Raw genomic sequence first — 15022 nt, 5'->3', positions numbered from 1 at the left:
GATGGCCTACACCACCTACGTCCACGACGGCATCGTGCGCGTCGGCGAAATCGAGGGAACCGCCGTCGTGCCGTTGGCCGGGTTCACCGAACTCGGTGCTACCACCACCGTCGACGACCTGCGCGGCGCGGCGCGCGTCACCGAAGCGAAAGTCCCGATCCGCGAGGTACGGCTGCTGCCCGTGGTCCCCAGGCCCGCCAAGGTGTTCTGCGTCGGGCTGAACTACCACGCGCACGTCACCGAGACCCACCGCGAACTACCGACCTATCCGGTCCTGTTTCCCAAATACGCCGACAGCCTGCTCGGTGCCTACGACGACATCGTCTTGCCCCCGGAAGCGACGCAGGTGGACTACGAAGGAGAGCTCGCCGTCGTCATCGGCCGGTCAGGACGCCGGATCCCGGAGAGCCGGGCCCTCGACCATGTCCTCGGCTATACAGTGGCCAACGACATCACTATGCGCGATTACCAGTACAAAACCCATCAGTGGATTCAGGGAAAGGCCTGGGACGCGAGCACGCCGCTCGGCCCCTACCTCGTCACACCCGAGGAAGTCGACATCTCCACCGCGGGGATCCGGACAATCCTCAACGGCGAGACGGTGCAGGAATCGGATCTGTCGAAATTGATCTTCTCGATCCCCCGGCTGATCGCCACGATCTCCACCTTCACCAGGCTCGATCCCGGTGACGTGATCCTCACCGGCACACCGGGCGGTGTCGGCTATCGACGCGACCCCCAGGTATTCCTGCGCGACGGCGACCGGATCAGCGTGGAAATCGACGGCGTCGGCGCCGTGCACAACGTAGTCCGCGATGCCGCGGCCGATTCGAACCAGGAGCAACACCGATGACCACTGCACGGCCCGCGCAACCCTCGATCGCCCGCACCCACACCCTGCGCATGCAAGGCGACTGGGGTGCGGCCAATCTGCACCGGGTCTGCGGGTGGGTAGGCCAGGAACTCACCGCCCGCAGCGGACCGGGAACGCGGTTCGCCATCTGGAACGGACGCGGTTTCGTCGACGGTGTCCATGCGGTGGTACGGGGAGAAGTCGATGTCGCGATGGTGACGCCGGCAGCCTTCGTGACCGCGGCGCTGGACGGACGCGGGGTATACGAGGGCGAGGCGCATCCGCAGTTGCGGGCGCTGGGCACGGTGCCCCAGCGCGACCGGCTGGTTTTCGGCGTACACCGCTCACTCGGGATCACCACCTTCGAACAGTTGCGTGCCGCCGCACCGCAGTTGACCGTGGCGACCGCACCCGATGACGGGGTCAATCACGTGGGCATCGCCGCACACGCGCTACTGGAACGATCCAAGGTCGACATCGTCGGCTGGGGCGGCAGCTTCCTCTACGCCGAACAGCCCTTTCCCGCTTTCGATCATGTGCTGGCAGGTCGGGCGAACGCGATCGTGCAGGAAGCCGTCATGGTCGGGCCGTGGCAAAAGTTCGGCGGCGACTATCACTTCCTCGAGGTGGAACCGGCGGTGCTCGCTTCGCTGGACAACGACCTGGGCTGGCCGTCGGCGACGGTCGAGGAAGGCTGGTTTCCCGGCGCACTGTCGTTCCGCACTCTCGACTTCTCGGATTTCCTGATGGTCACCTCGACCGAGCTGCCCGACGACATCGCCTACGCGATCGCCTGGATCCTGGGTGAGACCCGCGAGGTGATCGAGAGGCAGTACGCCCACCTGGCACCCGAACGCAGCCCCATCACCTACCCCCTCGACCCGGTGGTCATGGGGCGCACACCCATTCCCCTGCACCCCGGCGCGGCGCGCTACTACGACGCGCTGCCGACGAGCTGACCGCACCGTTCCCCACCCCGGAAACCGAGGAGTCCGCATGCATGTCATCGAAGACATCATGATCATGGGCGCAGCACAACCCCTGCGTAGCGTTCGCCGCGACGAACAGCTTCTGCTCGCGCCGCCGCACCCGGCCAAGGTCGCGCTCAAGTTGTGGAGCGAGCATCCTGCGCTGACTGTGGTGCACTTCCCGCAGGAGTACCGAGCACAACCCTTCGCGCCGCCGCGCGCGGTCTACGAAAGCGATCACCTGCGCGTGGAGTGGCAGACGATGGACAACCGTCAGCCCTTCTATCACCGCAACTGCGATGTCGACGAGATCTCCTATCAGGTCGGTGGTGAACGAACCCTGATGACCGAACAGGGCGTCATCGAACACCATCCGGGCGAATTCTCGCGGATTCCGCGCGGCGTCGCCCACGACAATTATGGGCGCCGCGAAAGCCATCTGCTGTTCTATGTCCCGGCCCCGGTGCGGGAACTCACTGCCGGAATCCGGCAGTCGCAACCGCTGTTTCCGCCGTTTCCCGGTTGGTCGCCGAGTCCGTGGAACGAGGCGATCACGCAGTGTATGGGCGCGCGCGGCCACGATGTCACCGTGTTTCCGATCGACGAGCAGCTCCTGCTCGATCGGGTGCACGAGGAAACCGATCGCATGCAGGTCCTTCGAGGATCCGGATCCGGGGTGGACTGGCTCTACGGCAACGATCGGTTCAGGCTCGGGGTCGTTGCCTTCGGCACCGAGGGCGAGACGCGTCGGTACCGGCGCAACCTCGACGCAGACGAGATCCACTACCAGATCAGCGGTACCCGCACTCTCATCTCGCAACGCGGAACGGTCGAGCTGGGGCCAGGCGATTTCGTCAGAATTCCGCTCGGAATCGCGTACACGACGGTCAGCACCGGGGCGGGGGAGTACATCTCGCTGCTGTCGAGCACCGAACTGCCCCAGGTCGCGCAGACCGATCGAACCGCACAACCCCTCACCACCGGACAACCGGCCACCGCGAAGGACCACCGATGACCACCATGCTCGCCGCCCGTGCTCTCGCCGGTGATCGCGGACTCGCGCTCGAACGCATCCCCGTCCCCGAACCCGGGCCCTGGGACGTCGTCGTCGCTGTCGCCGCCGCCGGGCTCGCACCCGGCATGATGCACCTGCTGGCGCGGGGAGCATTCAAGCACCTGCCGACCACCCTCGGCCACGAAGCCGCGGGCACGATCGCTGCCGTCGGATCCTCTGTCAGCACTGTCGCGGTGGGTGACCGAGTGCGGATACACCCGAATCTCAACTGCCGAAACTGTGTGTACTGCCGGACCGATCGCGACATGATGTGCGCCCAGCAGGCCATGATCGGCCATGCCGCCTTCGCCGACGTGCCGATGCCGCTCTACGACGAATACCACGACGGCGGCCTCGCGGAGTTCGTGCGGGTCCCGCACTGGCTGATCGATCCGCTGCCCGACAACGTGAGCTTCGATGTGGGCGCCAAGGTCCACGATCTGGCCAATGCGATGCGGGCCTTGAAATGCGCTGATCTACCGATGGGCGCCACCGTCGTCGTCACCGCGGCGACCGGAACCATGGGCACCGCCACGATCAAACTCGCCGAGCACCAGGGTATTTCGCGACTGATTCTCGTCGGTCGCAGCGCGGAACGGGTCAGCGAGGTGCGCGGGCTCGCCGGCGACGTGCCGACCGAGACTGTCGCACTGGAAGAACTCGACGCGGACTGGGCCGAGACCGGCCAGCTGACCCGTCGGCTACGCGAACTCGCACCCCGGGGAGCCGACGCGGTGATCGACTACATTCCCTCCGGCCCCGCGACCGGACAGGCCATGCTGGCCATGGCCACCGGGGCCAGCCTCGTGCACATGGGCGCCAACCCCGCCCCGCTGCCGTTGAGCCCGGCCGCGATGATGATCAATTGCTGGAAGTTCGTCGGCACCCGTGCCTGCACCCGCAACGACGCACAGCAGGTGCTGTCGCTCCTGGCCGCCGGGCGTCTGGCCGCCGAAGAGTTGATCACCGACCGATTCGCCCTGTCGGACACACTCACCGCGATCGAGGCGATGCAACGCCGCAATCACTCGATGTGGATGAGCGTCGTCAAGCCATGACCAGCCACCAAGGATCTGCTGTGAACATCACCCACTACGGGCACGCCTGCGTCCTGATCGAGATCGCGGGCACGACGCACGACCGCCGCGTGCTCATCGACCCCGGCACCTACTCGAACGGATTCGAAGGACTGCGCGACCTGGACCTGGTCCTGATCACCCACGCGCACCCCGACCATTTCGACATCGCAAGGACCACAGCCCTGCTGGACCGAAACCCCCAGGCGCGCATCGTTGTCGGCGCGGACGCGGCCGAGGCGCTCGATGGCTACGCCGCTGTCCGTGTGATCGCCGAACCCGGAGACGCGTTGACGGTCGGGGGAGTCGAACTTCAGGTAACCGGTGGCGAGCACGCCTGTATCCACCCTGAGCTACCGACCTCACGCAACAACGGCTATCTCGTCGAAGGCGCGGTCTTCCATCCCGGCGACGCGTTCGATCTGCCGCCTGCCCCGGTGGACACCTTGTTCGTGCCCGCCGGAGGCCCGTGGATGAAACTGCAAGAAGGTATCGACTTTCTCAGGGCGGTCGCGCCTCGCGTCGCCGTTCCCATCCATCAGGCGGGACTGGCTCTCGCCCACCAGAACATGCACCACCACCTGCTGGCAACGCTGGCCCCCGTCGACACCGAGGTCGTCGTCCTCGATCCCGCTACCGCCCGCGTCCTGTAGAACCGTCAGGAGATTTCGTGACCGACCCTCGAACACACGTCGTGCAGGCGAGCCGTGTTCTCGCTGTTGCCGGTCTCGGCGACATGGTCTGGGGACACGCGTCGGTGCGTGACCCCGGCGGTCGCGGCGTGTGGATGAAAGCCTCCGGGTGGGGATTCGAGGAGATCGACACCGACAAAGTCGTGTTGGTCTCGCCCGAAGGCGAGGTGCTCGACGGCACCGGTCGACGCCACCTCGAATACCCCATCCACACCGCCATCATGGCGGCACGCCCCGACGTCGGCAGTGTCGTCCACACCCACGCGCCGACGCTGTCGGCGTTCGCCTCACTCAACTGTGAGCTGCGTCCGATCTCCCACGACGGTGTCCTGTTCGCCAATTCGCGGCTGCCACGCTTCACCGAGACCGGCGCGCTCATCGACTCGACTCGACTGGGTCACGCGTTGGCGTGCACGCTCGGTGACGCCGATGCGGTCCTCATCCCCAACCACGGCGCGGTCACCGTCGGCCCCGACGTAGCCACCGCCGTCATGTACGCCGTCCTGCTCGAACGCGCCTGCCGAACCCAACTCATGTCGCTGTCGGCGGGTGGTCCCAAGACCTGGTCCAGTGAGTCCGAGACGGACTTCAAACGCGGCCAGGTCTGGGATCGGACCCAAGTGCTGGCCGGATGGAACTACCTGCTGCGCCGTGCCGAAAATGCCTCGGACCAGACTTCGACCTGACCCCGATTCCTGTATCCCGACGCGGGCGGTTCCCGTAAACTCCCTCGCGTACGTGCAGGTCAACCGGCCGACGATGGAGTCTCATGACGTCCACAGCACTGAAGAAGCCACCACCCACACCGGTTCTGCGAGCCATCGAGCGAGTGCGCGACGCGCTCTCGGCGCTGCATCGCCGACTGGTTCCGGGCCATATCGCGCTACTGGAACTACAGATCGCCGGATTCCTGTCGCAGGCGATCAGCGCCGCGGCCGAGCTGGGTATCGCCGACGAACTGGCCCGTGGGCGGCGCGGGGCGGCTGAGCTGGCCGCGGCGGTGGGCGCCGACGAGGACGGCGTGCGCAGGCTGATGCGTCTGCTGGTGAGTTTCGGGGTGTTCGCCCAGCATCGCGACGGTTCCTATGGGCTCACCAGGATGGGTGAGTCGCTGTGCTCCGACGGCGAGGTGACGCTGCGCGATACGTCCTTGTTCTTCGGTTCGCCATATCACCGCAACCACTGGACCCACCTGACCGACGCGGTACGCACCGGCGAAGCCGTCGGCCCCGCTCTCGACGGTGCGAGCTTCTTCGAGTACGCCGCGACGCACCGCGAGATCGGCGACCTGTTCGACCGCGCGATGACCAGCATCTCCACGCTGTCCATCGAACCACTGCTGGCGGCTTACGATTTCGGCCAGTTCGGCACCTTGGTGGATGTCGGTGGCGGGCGCGGCAGCCTGCTGGTGGAGATCCTCGATCGCTACCCGGACGCGGAGGGCATCGTGTTCGACCTGCCCGACGTCGTCGCGAACTTGGACAGCGAACTCGCGGCGCACGGGCTGGCGGGGCGCTGCGCGGCGCGGGAGGGGTCGTTCTTCGACGAGGTTCCGGCAGGTGGTGACGTCTACCTGCTCAAACACATCCTGCACGACTGGTCCGACGCCAAGGCCGAGCAGATCCTGCGCACGATCCACGCCGCGATGGATCGGTCCGCCCGGCTGCTGGTGATCGAACTGGTGCTGCCCGATCATCAGCGTCCGCACCCGGGCAAGTTCATCGACCTGGAGATGCTGGTCAACACCGACGGCGGCCACGAACGCACCGAGGCACAGTTCCGCGAGCTGCTCGCGCGCGGCGGTTTCACGCTGCTGCGGACGGTGCCCACGGCCGCGCCGGACTGTGTGCTCGATGCCCGCCCGCGCTGATCGCGCCGGACCCGCTTTCTGGCTCGACAATCCGCGGCGACAAGGTGTGAGTGCTCCGCTAGATTGCGGGTAGCTGCTCGCCTTGTACGACTTCGATGTCGAGTTCGATTTTGACGGTGGTGCCGACGGCGGCCACGCCCGTGCGCACGATCGCGTTGTAGTCGATCGCGAAATCGTTGCGGTGCAAGAGTGTTTCGGCGTGGAACGCGGCGCGTACGCCACCCCACGGATCGGGCCCGAACCCGCCGAAGGCCACCTCGAGGTCGACCGAGCGGCGCTGCCCGTGCATGGCCAGCTCACCCGGCATCACCCAGGTGTCACCCCCGGTACGGCGCAGCCCGTGACCGGTGAAAGTGATCAGCGGATACCTGTCGACGTCCAAGAACTCTGGCGAGCGCAGGTGATTGTCACGCATCGAGATTCCGGTATCGATACCCGCTGCCTTGATCTCCGCGTGCCCGGTGGATCGCTCGAACGACTCAGCGATATCGAGTCGCCCACTCACCTCGGCGAATCGGGCTTTGATACCGGCGATTCCCAGATGACGCGCGGTGGCGATCACCGTCGAATGTGCCGGATCGATCGTCCACGGCCCCGGCGGGGGCAACGCTACTGCCCCCACCGCCGGCACCAGCACCACCTCGCCGAGTACGCCTGTCCCCGTGGAAGCGATCTGCGCGATCCGTGCCACCGGCTCGAACCCGACAGCGGTGAGCACCGCGGTGTGGACACCCGCGGGCAGGGGGCCGGTGCTCACCGCTCCGGTTTCGTCGGCTACCGCACGGGCGATCTGGCTGCCCGTCATATCCGTCACCGTCAACACCGCGTCCGCCACCGGCCACCCCTCCGCGGTGCGAACCCGACCGGTCAACCCGCTCATCAACGATCCCCGAGCTCGTAGCCGAGCCGCACGTCGTAGGCGGCTTCGCCACCGGTCACGGTGACCTGCCCGGTCACCGGCGGATAACCACGGGCAACAACGGTGTATTGCCCTTCGGCGAGATCGGTCACGACATAGCGGCCGTTCTCGTCGGTGCGCGCCGATGCGGTTACCTCACCCGCGGCGTCGAGCACCGTGACCAGCACGTCCGGCACCGCCCGATCGCCGTCGGCCCGCGCCGATCCGGCGAGCACCGCCATCGCGGTCAACTCGATGTCGTGACGCATTACGCCACTGTCGGGCACCGTCAATGTGGTTGCGCTGGGACGCATGTGCTCAGCCGCCGCGACCAAGGTGTAGACACCCGACACCACGCCGTGGCACAGGTAGGTGCCGTCACCGCCCGTGACGGCGGCCCCGACCACCTCACCGCGCATATCGGTCAAGGTGATGGTGGCACCCGACAACGGCGAGCCGTGGGCAGCGGTACGGACGACACCCGACAGCTCACCGGAACCGACCAGGGTCAGATCCATCCGCTGGGTGCGCTGACCGACCGCGACATTGACCGCGGCCGGCTGGTGCCCCATCGCCGACACGATCAACACATGACCACCCGGCTCCGGCGCACTGATCGCATAGCCACCATCAGCGGCACTGCACGCCCGCGCGACCTGACGGCCGGTCTGATCGATCAACGTCAACACCGCACCCGGCAACGGCTGACCGTTCTCGCGGCGGACGTGTCCGTCCACCGCTCCACCGCCGATGTCCGAGCCGGACAAGTCGCCGGTGGACGGAGCGGATTGCGACGACGCGTCGACCTGGTAGGCGCGATGTCCGTTCTGATCTACCGGCGCATGCCGTCCGGCCGAAGCAGTCGGCACCAGCTCTGATTCGGACAACACTCGCTCAGCGCCTTCCCAGACCGCGTCTTCTTCCCACCTCGACTCCGCGAGTACGGCCAATTCGGCATCCAGCGCTGCCATTCTGTCGGCATCGGTCGGATTGTCCTGCGAGGCAGACTCTTTCGCGTTCGGGTCGAGGGCCGGATCGATATCGATCGTGCTGCGCAGCGGACGGTTGGGAAGCCACGCGGTCGCCAGGAGGGCGACGACCGCCGCCCCCGTGGCGATGAGGAAGATCCGGCCGGTCGCGTCACCGTAGGCGGCGCGCACGATCGTCGCTATCGGTGCGGGTAGGCCGTGCAGGTTCAGATTGCTGCCGCCGGAGGAACTGGTTGTCACACCGATCTTCGCGAAACCTTCTGTCGACAGCTCGCTCACCCGGGTAGCCAGGACCGATCCCAGCACCGAGACACCGATCGCGCCACCGAACGTGCGGAAGAACGCGACGCTGCTCGATGCGGCGCCGATATTGTGCACGCTCACGGTGTTCTGCACGGCCAGCACCAGGTTCTGCATCATCATGCCGACACCGAGCCCGACAACGGCGATGTAGGTGCCGACCAGCCACAGGTTGGTGGCGTGATCGATCGTCGAGAGCAGCCCGAACCCGACCACCAGCAGCGCACCGCCGGTGACGACGAACGCCTTCCACTTCCCGAACCGGGTGATCAGCTGTCCCGAACCGGTCGAGGCGACGAGCATGCCCGCGACCATCGGGATGGTCAGCACGCCGGCCACCGTCGGTGAGTATCCGCGCGCGGTCTGGAAGTACTGGCCGAGGAAGGTGGTCGCTCCGAACATGCCGATTCCGACCGCGATCGAGGCGATGATCGCCAGACCGGTGGTGCGCTCGGTGACGATCGAGAGCGGGATGATCGGTGACTTGGCTCGGGATTCGACCAGCAGGGTCGCGAGCAGCAGCACTACGCCCACGCCGACGTACAGGGCCGATTCGCGGGAGAACCACGCGTAGTAGTCCGCCTTCCCCGCGAACGACACCCAGATGAGCAGCACCGACACACCGGCCGTCATCAGGGCGGCACCGAGCCAGTCGATCGACACCCCGGCCTTGCGTTCGGTCGGCAGCCGCAGGGTCCGCTGCAGCAGCACCAGGGCGATCACGGCCAGGGGCACACAGACGAAGAAGCACCAGCGCCAGCCGAGCGGACTGTCGACGATGACACCGCCGAGGATGGGTCCACCCGACATTGACACCGCCATCACAGCACCCATGTAGCCGGAATAGCGTCCGCGTTCACGCGGCGAGACGATGGAACCGATGATCGCGACGACGAGCGCGGTCAAGCCGCCCATGCCGATGCCCTGGATGACTCGTGCCGCCAGCAGCATGGGCACAGTGCCCGCGACGCCCGCGATCACCGAACCGATGACGAAGATGACGATGGCCGACTGGACCAACAGCTTCTTGTTGAACAGATCGGCGAACTTTCCCCAGATCGGGGTGGACGCGGCGTTGGCCAGCAGTGCTGTGGTGATGACCCAGGCGTATGCGGTCTGCGACCCCTCCAGGTCGCCGATGATCGTGGGCAGCGCGGTCGCCACGATCGTGGTGCTGAGCAGTGCTGTGAACAGCGCCGCCAGCAGCCCGGTCATGGCTTCCAGGATTTGACGATGGGTCATCGCGACCGGGGCCCGCCGCGTCCCCGCCTCGACTGGATCAGACATCCGCTTCCTGACTTTCTGTCGAAACCGGCCGGCGCGCGCCCACCGCGGTGTGGGGCGCGACCGTGGCCAGTGAATTCCTGAGCTTGCGAACAACCGAGGTGGCCTGTTCGGCTTCGTCCTCGCTCCAATGTGTGAGAGCGGTCTGCAATCCCTGTGCCCGCGATAGTCGGACGCGCCCCAGCAGATCGCGTCCTTCGTCGGTGATCTGGATGAGGGTGGCCCGGCCATCGTCGGGATCGGCGTGGCGGGCAATGTTGCCTGCGCGCACCAGCTCGGCAACGTGCCTGCTCAGTGTCGACGGGCTGATACACAAGTCCACCGCGAGATCCACCTGCCGGCACGGACCCCTGGCCTCGAGCGAGCCCAGCACGCCGATACCGCCTGGAAGCAGGTCGCCTTCGTCGGGATGGGAGAGGGCAGCGCGGATGGTCCGGCCCATGAAATAGAGCTCTCTGATCAGGCTCTGAGCCGTATCGGGTGACACTGCCATGACTACTCCCAGACGAGAATATTTACTTGCAGAATGCAACTATACATTAGATTACTTGTGCTAATCAACTAGCTGGCTCTACGGGCTCTTCTGTGGGAAGTCGGCCGGTGTCGGACGTGAAGGAGACGTCCTCGGATATTCGACGACCGAGGGGGTGATCGCGGTGAGCGCTGTTTGCCGGGAACTTCGAGAGGTCGCGTAGTTCACCCGTATCCGGCCGCTCGACGCCGTGAAGCGTTGGGGCAGAACATGATCAGTCAACGAGTGCCGGGCGGGGAATCCGGATATCAACTGTGGCAACAGAACACGCAGATGATTGATGTCGATGTAGCATAACTGGTGAGCGGGGGGGCTCGGATCTGAACCCGCAGTGGCTCCCTTGCTTGTCGCGAAACTGTTCTGCTGCCGTGAAATACACCAATTCGACAGGAGATCGCCATGCCAGAAGCTCGCCCGGACCGCCTGCGTCTACTCGCCCCCGATCAGGAAGCCGCCGCGTTCGCCGTCGTTGCCGATCTGCTCACCGGGAACGCGGCCGGCGTCCCCGACTACTTGGTCGATGACATCGCCGCCGTCCGCGGGCGGTGCCGGTTCGCTCAGGTCCAGATTCCCGGCTACGACGGCGATCTGCTCGACGCGATGGCCGCCTGGCCGACCAGCGGTGGCCCCCATGCGCTTGTCGTGCTTCCCGCCGGTTTGGACCCGGCGGGCTGGAAAATGTACTCCGGAGCGCTGATCAGGCTGCTCATGCGCGGCTACGCCGTCGTTGCCTATACCGAGCGCGGCTTGCCCGGTTCCGGTGGTGAGCTGACAGTGGCCGGTCCCGAAGACGTCGCGGACGGGTCGCTGGTGATCAGCTGGGCGCTCGATCACCCGGAAATCGAGGTAGACCCGGAGCGTATCGGCATGGCCGGCATCTCCTACGGCTCGGGCATCGGCCAGCTCGTCGCCCAGTCCGATCCGCGCGTGAAAGCGGTTGTCGCCCTGAGCACATGGGCTGACCTCGGCGAAGCGTTGTACGACAACGGGACCCGCCACATCCTCGCCGCTGAAGCGCTGGCTGCGATCAGTGAGAAGCCCAGCGCCGAACTGGTGAAGGTGCTCGAGGACTTCCGGACGAACACCGACATCGAAGGTGTGCTGAAGTACGCGCGACGGCGGTCCCCCGCCCACATGCCGGATCCGCGCCGCCCCGTGCCGACCTTCTTCACCAGCTACTGGCACGAGACCATTTTTCCCCAGAACCAGCTGCTGAGCTACTTCGCCGAGTTCCCCGGCCCCAAGCGCCTGGATCTGGCAATCGGAGATCATGGGGCAGTGGAGATCCCGGGCTTGCTGCTCGGTGTGTACACCCGCACCACCGAGGCCGCGTACGACTGGCTCGACCACTATCTCAACGGTGTCGACAACGGCATCGATGACGACGGTGCCGTGCACACCGAGACTATGCACAGCTTCACCGTCTCCTCCTTCGTCGGTGTGGAAGGCTGGTCGTCCAACCCGATTCGCACCTACTATCTCGCCGCGCCCGCGAGTGGATCCGGCGATGGCGCGCTGGTTCTCGACCCGCCATCGGAGTTCAGTCGGAACATCCGTTCCGGGGACCCGAATGTCCGCGCCGTGAATCAACTGGTCATGGACGGCTTCCGTGAGCGGCTGCTCATGCCCGTGCGGCACAAGCTCGCCGAGGTCGACCGTTCCGCCGCAGCGGTGTGGACGAGCGCTCCGCTCCCGTCGCCGCACCACATCGCGGGCATCCCGCGAATCCGTGTGACGGTGACGCCCACCACCAAGGCCGCCACCGTCGTCGCCTATCTCTTCGACCTGGACGTGGTCACCGGCAACCTGAAGATCATCACCCATGCCGCGACCACGGTGAGCAACGCCGTACCGGAACACCCCACCGCAGTCGAACTGCGCTTGCAGGCAACTGACTATCGAGTCCCCGCCGGCCACCGGCTTGCCGTCATCCTCGCCACCGAGGACCCCCTGTACGCCGGCGAAACCGAACCTGGCACCGTGGTGACGCTGTCCGCATTCCACGGCGCCGCGGGTATCGATATCCCTGTGGCTGACTGATACCACCGGCGACTGATTGCCCTGGACAGCGCGGTCTCCGGCAATCAGTCGCCTACCGTGACTATGTCCGCGAATGGGCTCGGTTTGTGCGGTGCATCCCGCCGTGGCCTCACCCAGGAACAGGCTCTGGTAACCGTGCAAGCCGCGCTCATGGCGATGAATGAAGTCGCCAGGGATCCGCCCTCACCGCAGTCCCGACGCTGAGCGGCCCGGTTTCCATCCTCGCGGCAGCCGGACTCGGCATCTAGCCATAGGGAAGGTCTTTCAGGGTATATCGGCCGGGGTGAAGTCAACGCGAGTGGCCACCCCCTGCGTTCCACGGAACAGACGTGCCACAACACCCTTCGCGCGCCGGTCGGCATCACCTGACAGTCTCAGCCGAACGCGAACATCGTGGCGTGAGTGCGACATCGGCTGGCAGGGTGGGCGCATGGAGAACTTGCGGGACGCTGAGCGGCGGTTGCAGGCCGCGCAACTTGCTGGGGATGTGCAGGCGCTGGATCGTCTGCTGGATGACCGATTGATCTTCACCTTCGGCGCGGACGTCTACACCAAGGCCGATGACCTGGAGGTTCACCGCACCCGGACGCAGGTGGTGACAGCCTTGGTCGAGGAAGAGCTGAGCGTACTCACCGACGGGCGTGCCGGGGTGACCTGGTTTCTCGGGACCGTCGAGGGGACCGTCAACGGCGAGCCTTTCGGGGCCAGGATGCGTTACACGCGTTCCTGGTTGCACGACGATGTGCATGGCTGGCGGATCATCGCAGCACATGCCAGCACGACGGATTGATGGTCGGTGCGCTGTTCAGTTGACCAGAATCGGCGCCCCGTCGGATGGCACATTCGTGATATTGCGGACCCGGCCCCGCGTCGTCGCGGCCGCGGGCAGGGACAGGACGTGGCGGCGCAGGATCTCTTGGAGCACCGCCGCGCCCTCCATCAGCGCGAAACCCGCTCCGATGCACCGGCGCACCCCACCGCCGAACGGCAGCCAGGTATTCGGCGCCACGCTGCCGTCGAGGAAGCGGCCGGGCCGGAACACCGCGTCCGGGAAGGCATCTGGCCGCTTGTGGGCGAGCAGGATCGAAGTCGCGACGACGGTCTCAGCGGGCAGGTCGTAGCCGCCGATCGTCATGTCGCGCGTGAGCTTTCGCACGACCCCTCCGATGACCCAGTGGTAGCGCAGTGCTTCTTTCATCACCGCTTCGAGGTAAACGGTGTCGCCGTCGAGCGCGGCCTGGCGTGCGAGGTCCTGCTGGACGGGGTTGGCGGCCAGCTCGCGTAGCGCCCATGACAGTGCGGCCGAGGTCGTCTCGTGCCCGGCGGCGAGCAGGGTGACCAACTGATCGCGGAGTTCGTCTGGGGTGAGCGGGGTGTCGTTGCCGCTGCCCGCTGCCATCAGCCGCGACAGCACATCTGCGCCCGTGGCGTTGCTGCCGGTGCGGCGCTGCTCGATCTCGGCGTAGAGGTGGGCGTCCAGACTGGCCCGGTCGTGGTGGAACCGCTTCCAGGGTCCGCGTTTTTGCAGGGCCGAGTAGCGGGAACCGAGCAGGGTGAACGGTGCGATGTCGGTAATCCGGCGCATAGGTGGACCGAGTAGGTCGCGGCGGCGCGGATCGGCGACACCGAGCACCACCTCGCCGATGACGTCGAGGGTGATCCCGGTCATCGCGTCCAGGCTGCGGACCGTCGACCCAGCCCGCCAGGTCTCCACGTGGGTGGCGGCGATCTGCTCGATCATCTTGCGATAGCCGGTCATAGCGGGCCCGGTGAAGGCGGGCATCAGCAGGCGGCGGGCACGAGCGTGCTCGGCTTCGTCGGTGATGAGCACCGAGTGATCGCCGAGCAGCGGGCGCAGGATGCCGTTGCTCTCGCCGGCGTGCAGGTCGGTGGGGGAGGCGGCGAAGATCTCGCGGACGTGTTCGGGGCGGGTGAACACGACCAGATGACGGGCGTAGGGCGGCACCAAGCGCAGAGTGAAGGTTTCACCGTAACGGCGAGCGGTGGCGGTCATGAACCGCTCCCGCGCTTGCACATACCGGATCGTCTGCGCGATCGCGGGTAGTCGGGGGCCGGGCGGGTACATGGCGACGGTCCTCTCCTAGACACCTCACTCCACGGTAACCCCGAGCGGTGGCGCCGGTGACATGGACGGTGTGACGATCGCCGGAAGTTGCAGCGATTGATGGCCGCGCATCGGATGCGGGAACGCCTGTACGAGCTGCTGATGCCCTCTATCGATCCGGCCGTCAGTCGGATGCGCTGCACCAGTTCCACCGGACGAAACAACATCTGAGCGATGAATTGGGTGTGATCCCCGGGCGACCGCTGCTACGTCTGTACGAGGATATCTTGGCTCATGATTCGTCCCTTGAATCCGCTGAGTCCGTACTGCGCAGAACCGAATCAGGTATTGCGCGCTGATAATGTCCGGTCCGGGTTGCGATTCGAATTCTCGGCTCACTG

Annotated in this window: 14 protein-coding genes and 1 pseudogene; 10 read left to right on the top strand and 5 right to left on the bottom strand. The window is 66.1% G+C overall.

Annotated features, from left to right (window positions below):
• The first annotated feature begins 1 nt into the window (after window position 1).
• The 7 genes from ACFULV_RS07895 (at window position 2) to ACFULV_RS07865 (ending at window position 6513) form a co-directional block, all read left to right on the top strand.
• Window positions 2-853: a fumarylacetoacetate hydrolase family protein gene (locus tag ACFULV_RS07895; RefSeq protein WP_378654367.1), complete on the top strand. Its 852-nt coding sequence runs from the start codon at window positions 2-4 to the stop codon at window positions 851-853.
• A complete protein-coding gene (locus ACFULV_RS07890) occupies window positions 850-1812 on the top strand; it encodes a TAXI family TRAP transporter solute-binding subunit (RefSeq protein WP_378654364.1) in 963 nt (320 codons plus the stop codon). Before ACFULV_RS07895 ends, ACFULV_RS07890 begins: the two co-directional genes overlap by 4 nt.
• Window positions 1813-1849: 37 nt before the next feature.
• On the top strand, window positions 1850-2836 hold the full coding sequence (locus ACFULV_RS07885; protein ID WP_378654361.1) for a hypothetical protein: 987 nt from the start codon (window positions 1850-1852) through the stop codon (window positions 2834-2836).
• On the top strand, window positions 2833-3933 hold the full coding sequence (locus ACFULV_RS07880; protein WP_378654358.1) for an alcohol dehydrogenase catalytic domain-containing protein: 1101 nt from the start codon (window positions 2833-2835) through the stop codon (window positions 3931-3933). Before ACFULV_RS07885 ends, ACFULV_RS07880 begins: the two co-directional genes overlap by 4 nt.
• A gap of 20 nt (window positions 3934-3953) precedes the next feature.
• Window positions 3954-4604 carry an MBL fold metallo-hydrolase gene (locus ACFULV_RS07875; protein WP_378654355.1) on the top strand — a complete coding sequence of 217 codons (651 nt, stop codon included), beginning with the start codon at window positions 3954-3956 and terminating at the stop codon, window positions 4602-4604.
• A gap of 17 nt (window positions 4605-4621) precedes the next feature.
• A complete protein-coding gene (locus ACFULV_RS07870) occupies window positions 4622-5329 on the top strand; it encodes a class II aldolase/adducin family protein (RefSeq protein ID WP_378627897.1) in 708 nt (235 codons plus the stop codon).
• 83 nt (window positions 5330-5412) lie between these two features.
• Window positions 5413-6513, top strand: a complete 1101-nt coding sequence (locus ACFULV_RS07865) for a methyltransferase (protein ID WP_378654352.1) — start codon at window positions 5413-5415, stop codon at window positions 6511-6513.
• 58 nt (window positions 6514-6571) lie between these two features.
• Here ACFULV_RS07865 and ACFULV_RS07860 read toward each other — a convergent pair whose 3' ends face one another.
• The 4 genes and pseudogenes from ACFULV_RS07860 to ACFULV_RS07845 all read right to left on the bottom strand — a co-directional run bounded on the left by ACFULV_RS07860 (window position 6572) and on the right by ACFULV_RS07845 (window position 10477).
• On the bottom strand, window positions 6572-7393 hold the full coding sequence (locus ACFULV_RS07860; protein ID WP_378654349.1) for a YceI family protein: 822 nt from the start codon (window positions 7391-7393) through the stop codon (window positions 6572-6574).
• Complete coding sequence (locus tag ACFULV_RS07855) at window positions 7393-8382, bottom strand: collagen binding domain-containing protein (RefSeq protein ID WP_378654898.1); 990 nt, start codon at window positions 8380-8382, stop codon at window positions 7393-7395. Before ACFULV_RS07855 ends, ACFULV_RS07860 begins: the two co-directional genes overlap by 1 nt.
• A 48-nt stretch (window positions 8383-8430) precedes the next feature.
• Window positions 8431-9942 (bottom strand): annotated as a pseudogene (locus tag ACFULV_RS07850) (MDR family MFS transporter); the annotation flags it as partial.
• Between the two features lie 37 nt (window positions 9943-9979).
• Window positions 9980-10477: a MarR family winged helix-turn-helix transcriptional regulator gene (locus ACFULV_RS07845; protein ID WP_378654346.1), complete on the bottom strand. Its 498-nt coding sequence runs from the start codon at window positions 10475-10477 to the stop codon at window positions 9980-9982.
• A 438-nt stretch (window positions 10478-10915) separates the two neighbouring features.
• Here ACFULV_RS07845 and ACFULV_RS07840 point away from each other — a divergent pair, with 438 nt between their 5' ends.
• Both ACFULV_RS07840 and ACFULV_RS07835 read left to right on the top strand, forming a co-directional pair.
• Window positions 10916-12556, top strand: a complete 1641-nt coding sequence (locus tag ACFULV_RS07840; protein WP_378627907.1) for a CocE/NonD family hydrolase — start codon at window positions 10916-10918, stop codon at window positions 12554-12556.
• A gap of 430 nt (window positions 12557-12986) precedes the next feature.
• On the top strand, window positions 12987-13346 hold the full coding sequence (locus ACFULV_RS07835; protein WP_378654343.1) for a nuclear transport factor 2 family protein: 360 nt from the start codon (window positions 12987-12989) through the stop codon (window positions 13344-13346).
• 15 nt (window positions 13347-13361) lie between these two features.
• On the opposite strand, the gene ACFULV_RS07830 is transcribed toward ACFULV_RS07835, so the two are convergent.
• Window positions 13362-14642, bottom strand: a complete 1281-nt coding sequence (locus ACFULV_RS07830; RefSeq protein ID WP_378654340.1) for a cytochrome P450 — start codon at window positions 14640-14642, stop codon at window positions 13362-13364.
• A gap of 95 nt (window positions 14643-14737) precedes the next feature.
• Between ACFULV_RS07830 and ACFULV_RS07825 the strand changes: the two genes are divergently transcribed.
• Window positions 14738-14980 (top strand): BTAD domain-containing putative transcriptional regulator, encoded by a 243-nt coding sequence (locus ACFULV_RS07825; RefSeq protein ID WP_378654895.1) that lies wholly within the window; start codon window positions 14738-14740, stop codon window positions 14978-14980.
• Window positions 14981-15022: the final 42 nt, after the last annotated feature.

This window comes from Nocardia sp. NPDC057272 (genome assembly GCF_042668615.1).
Lineage (GTDB): Bacteria > Actinomycetota > Actinomycetes > Mycobacteriales > Mycobacteriaceae > Nocardia.
Note: the sequence above shows the minus strand (reverse complement) of the source record. Positions and strands in the feature narration are given on the sequence as shown.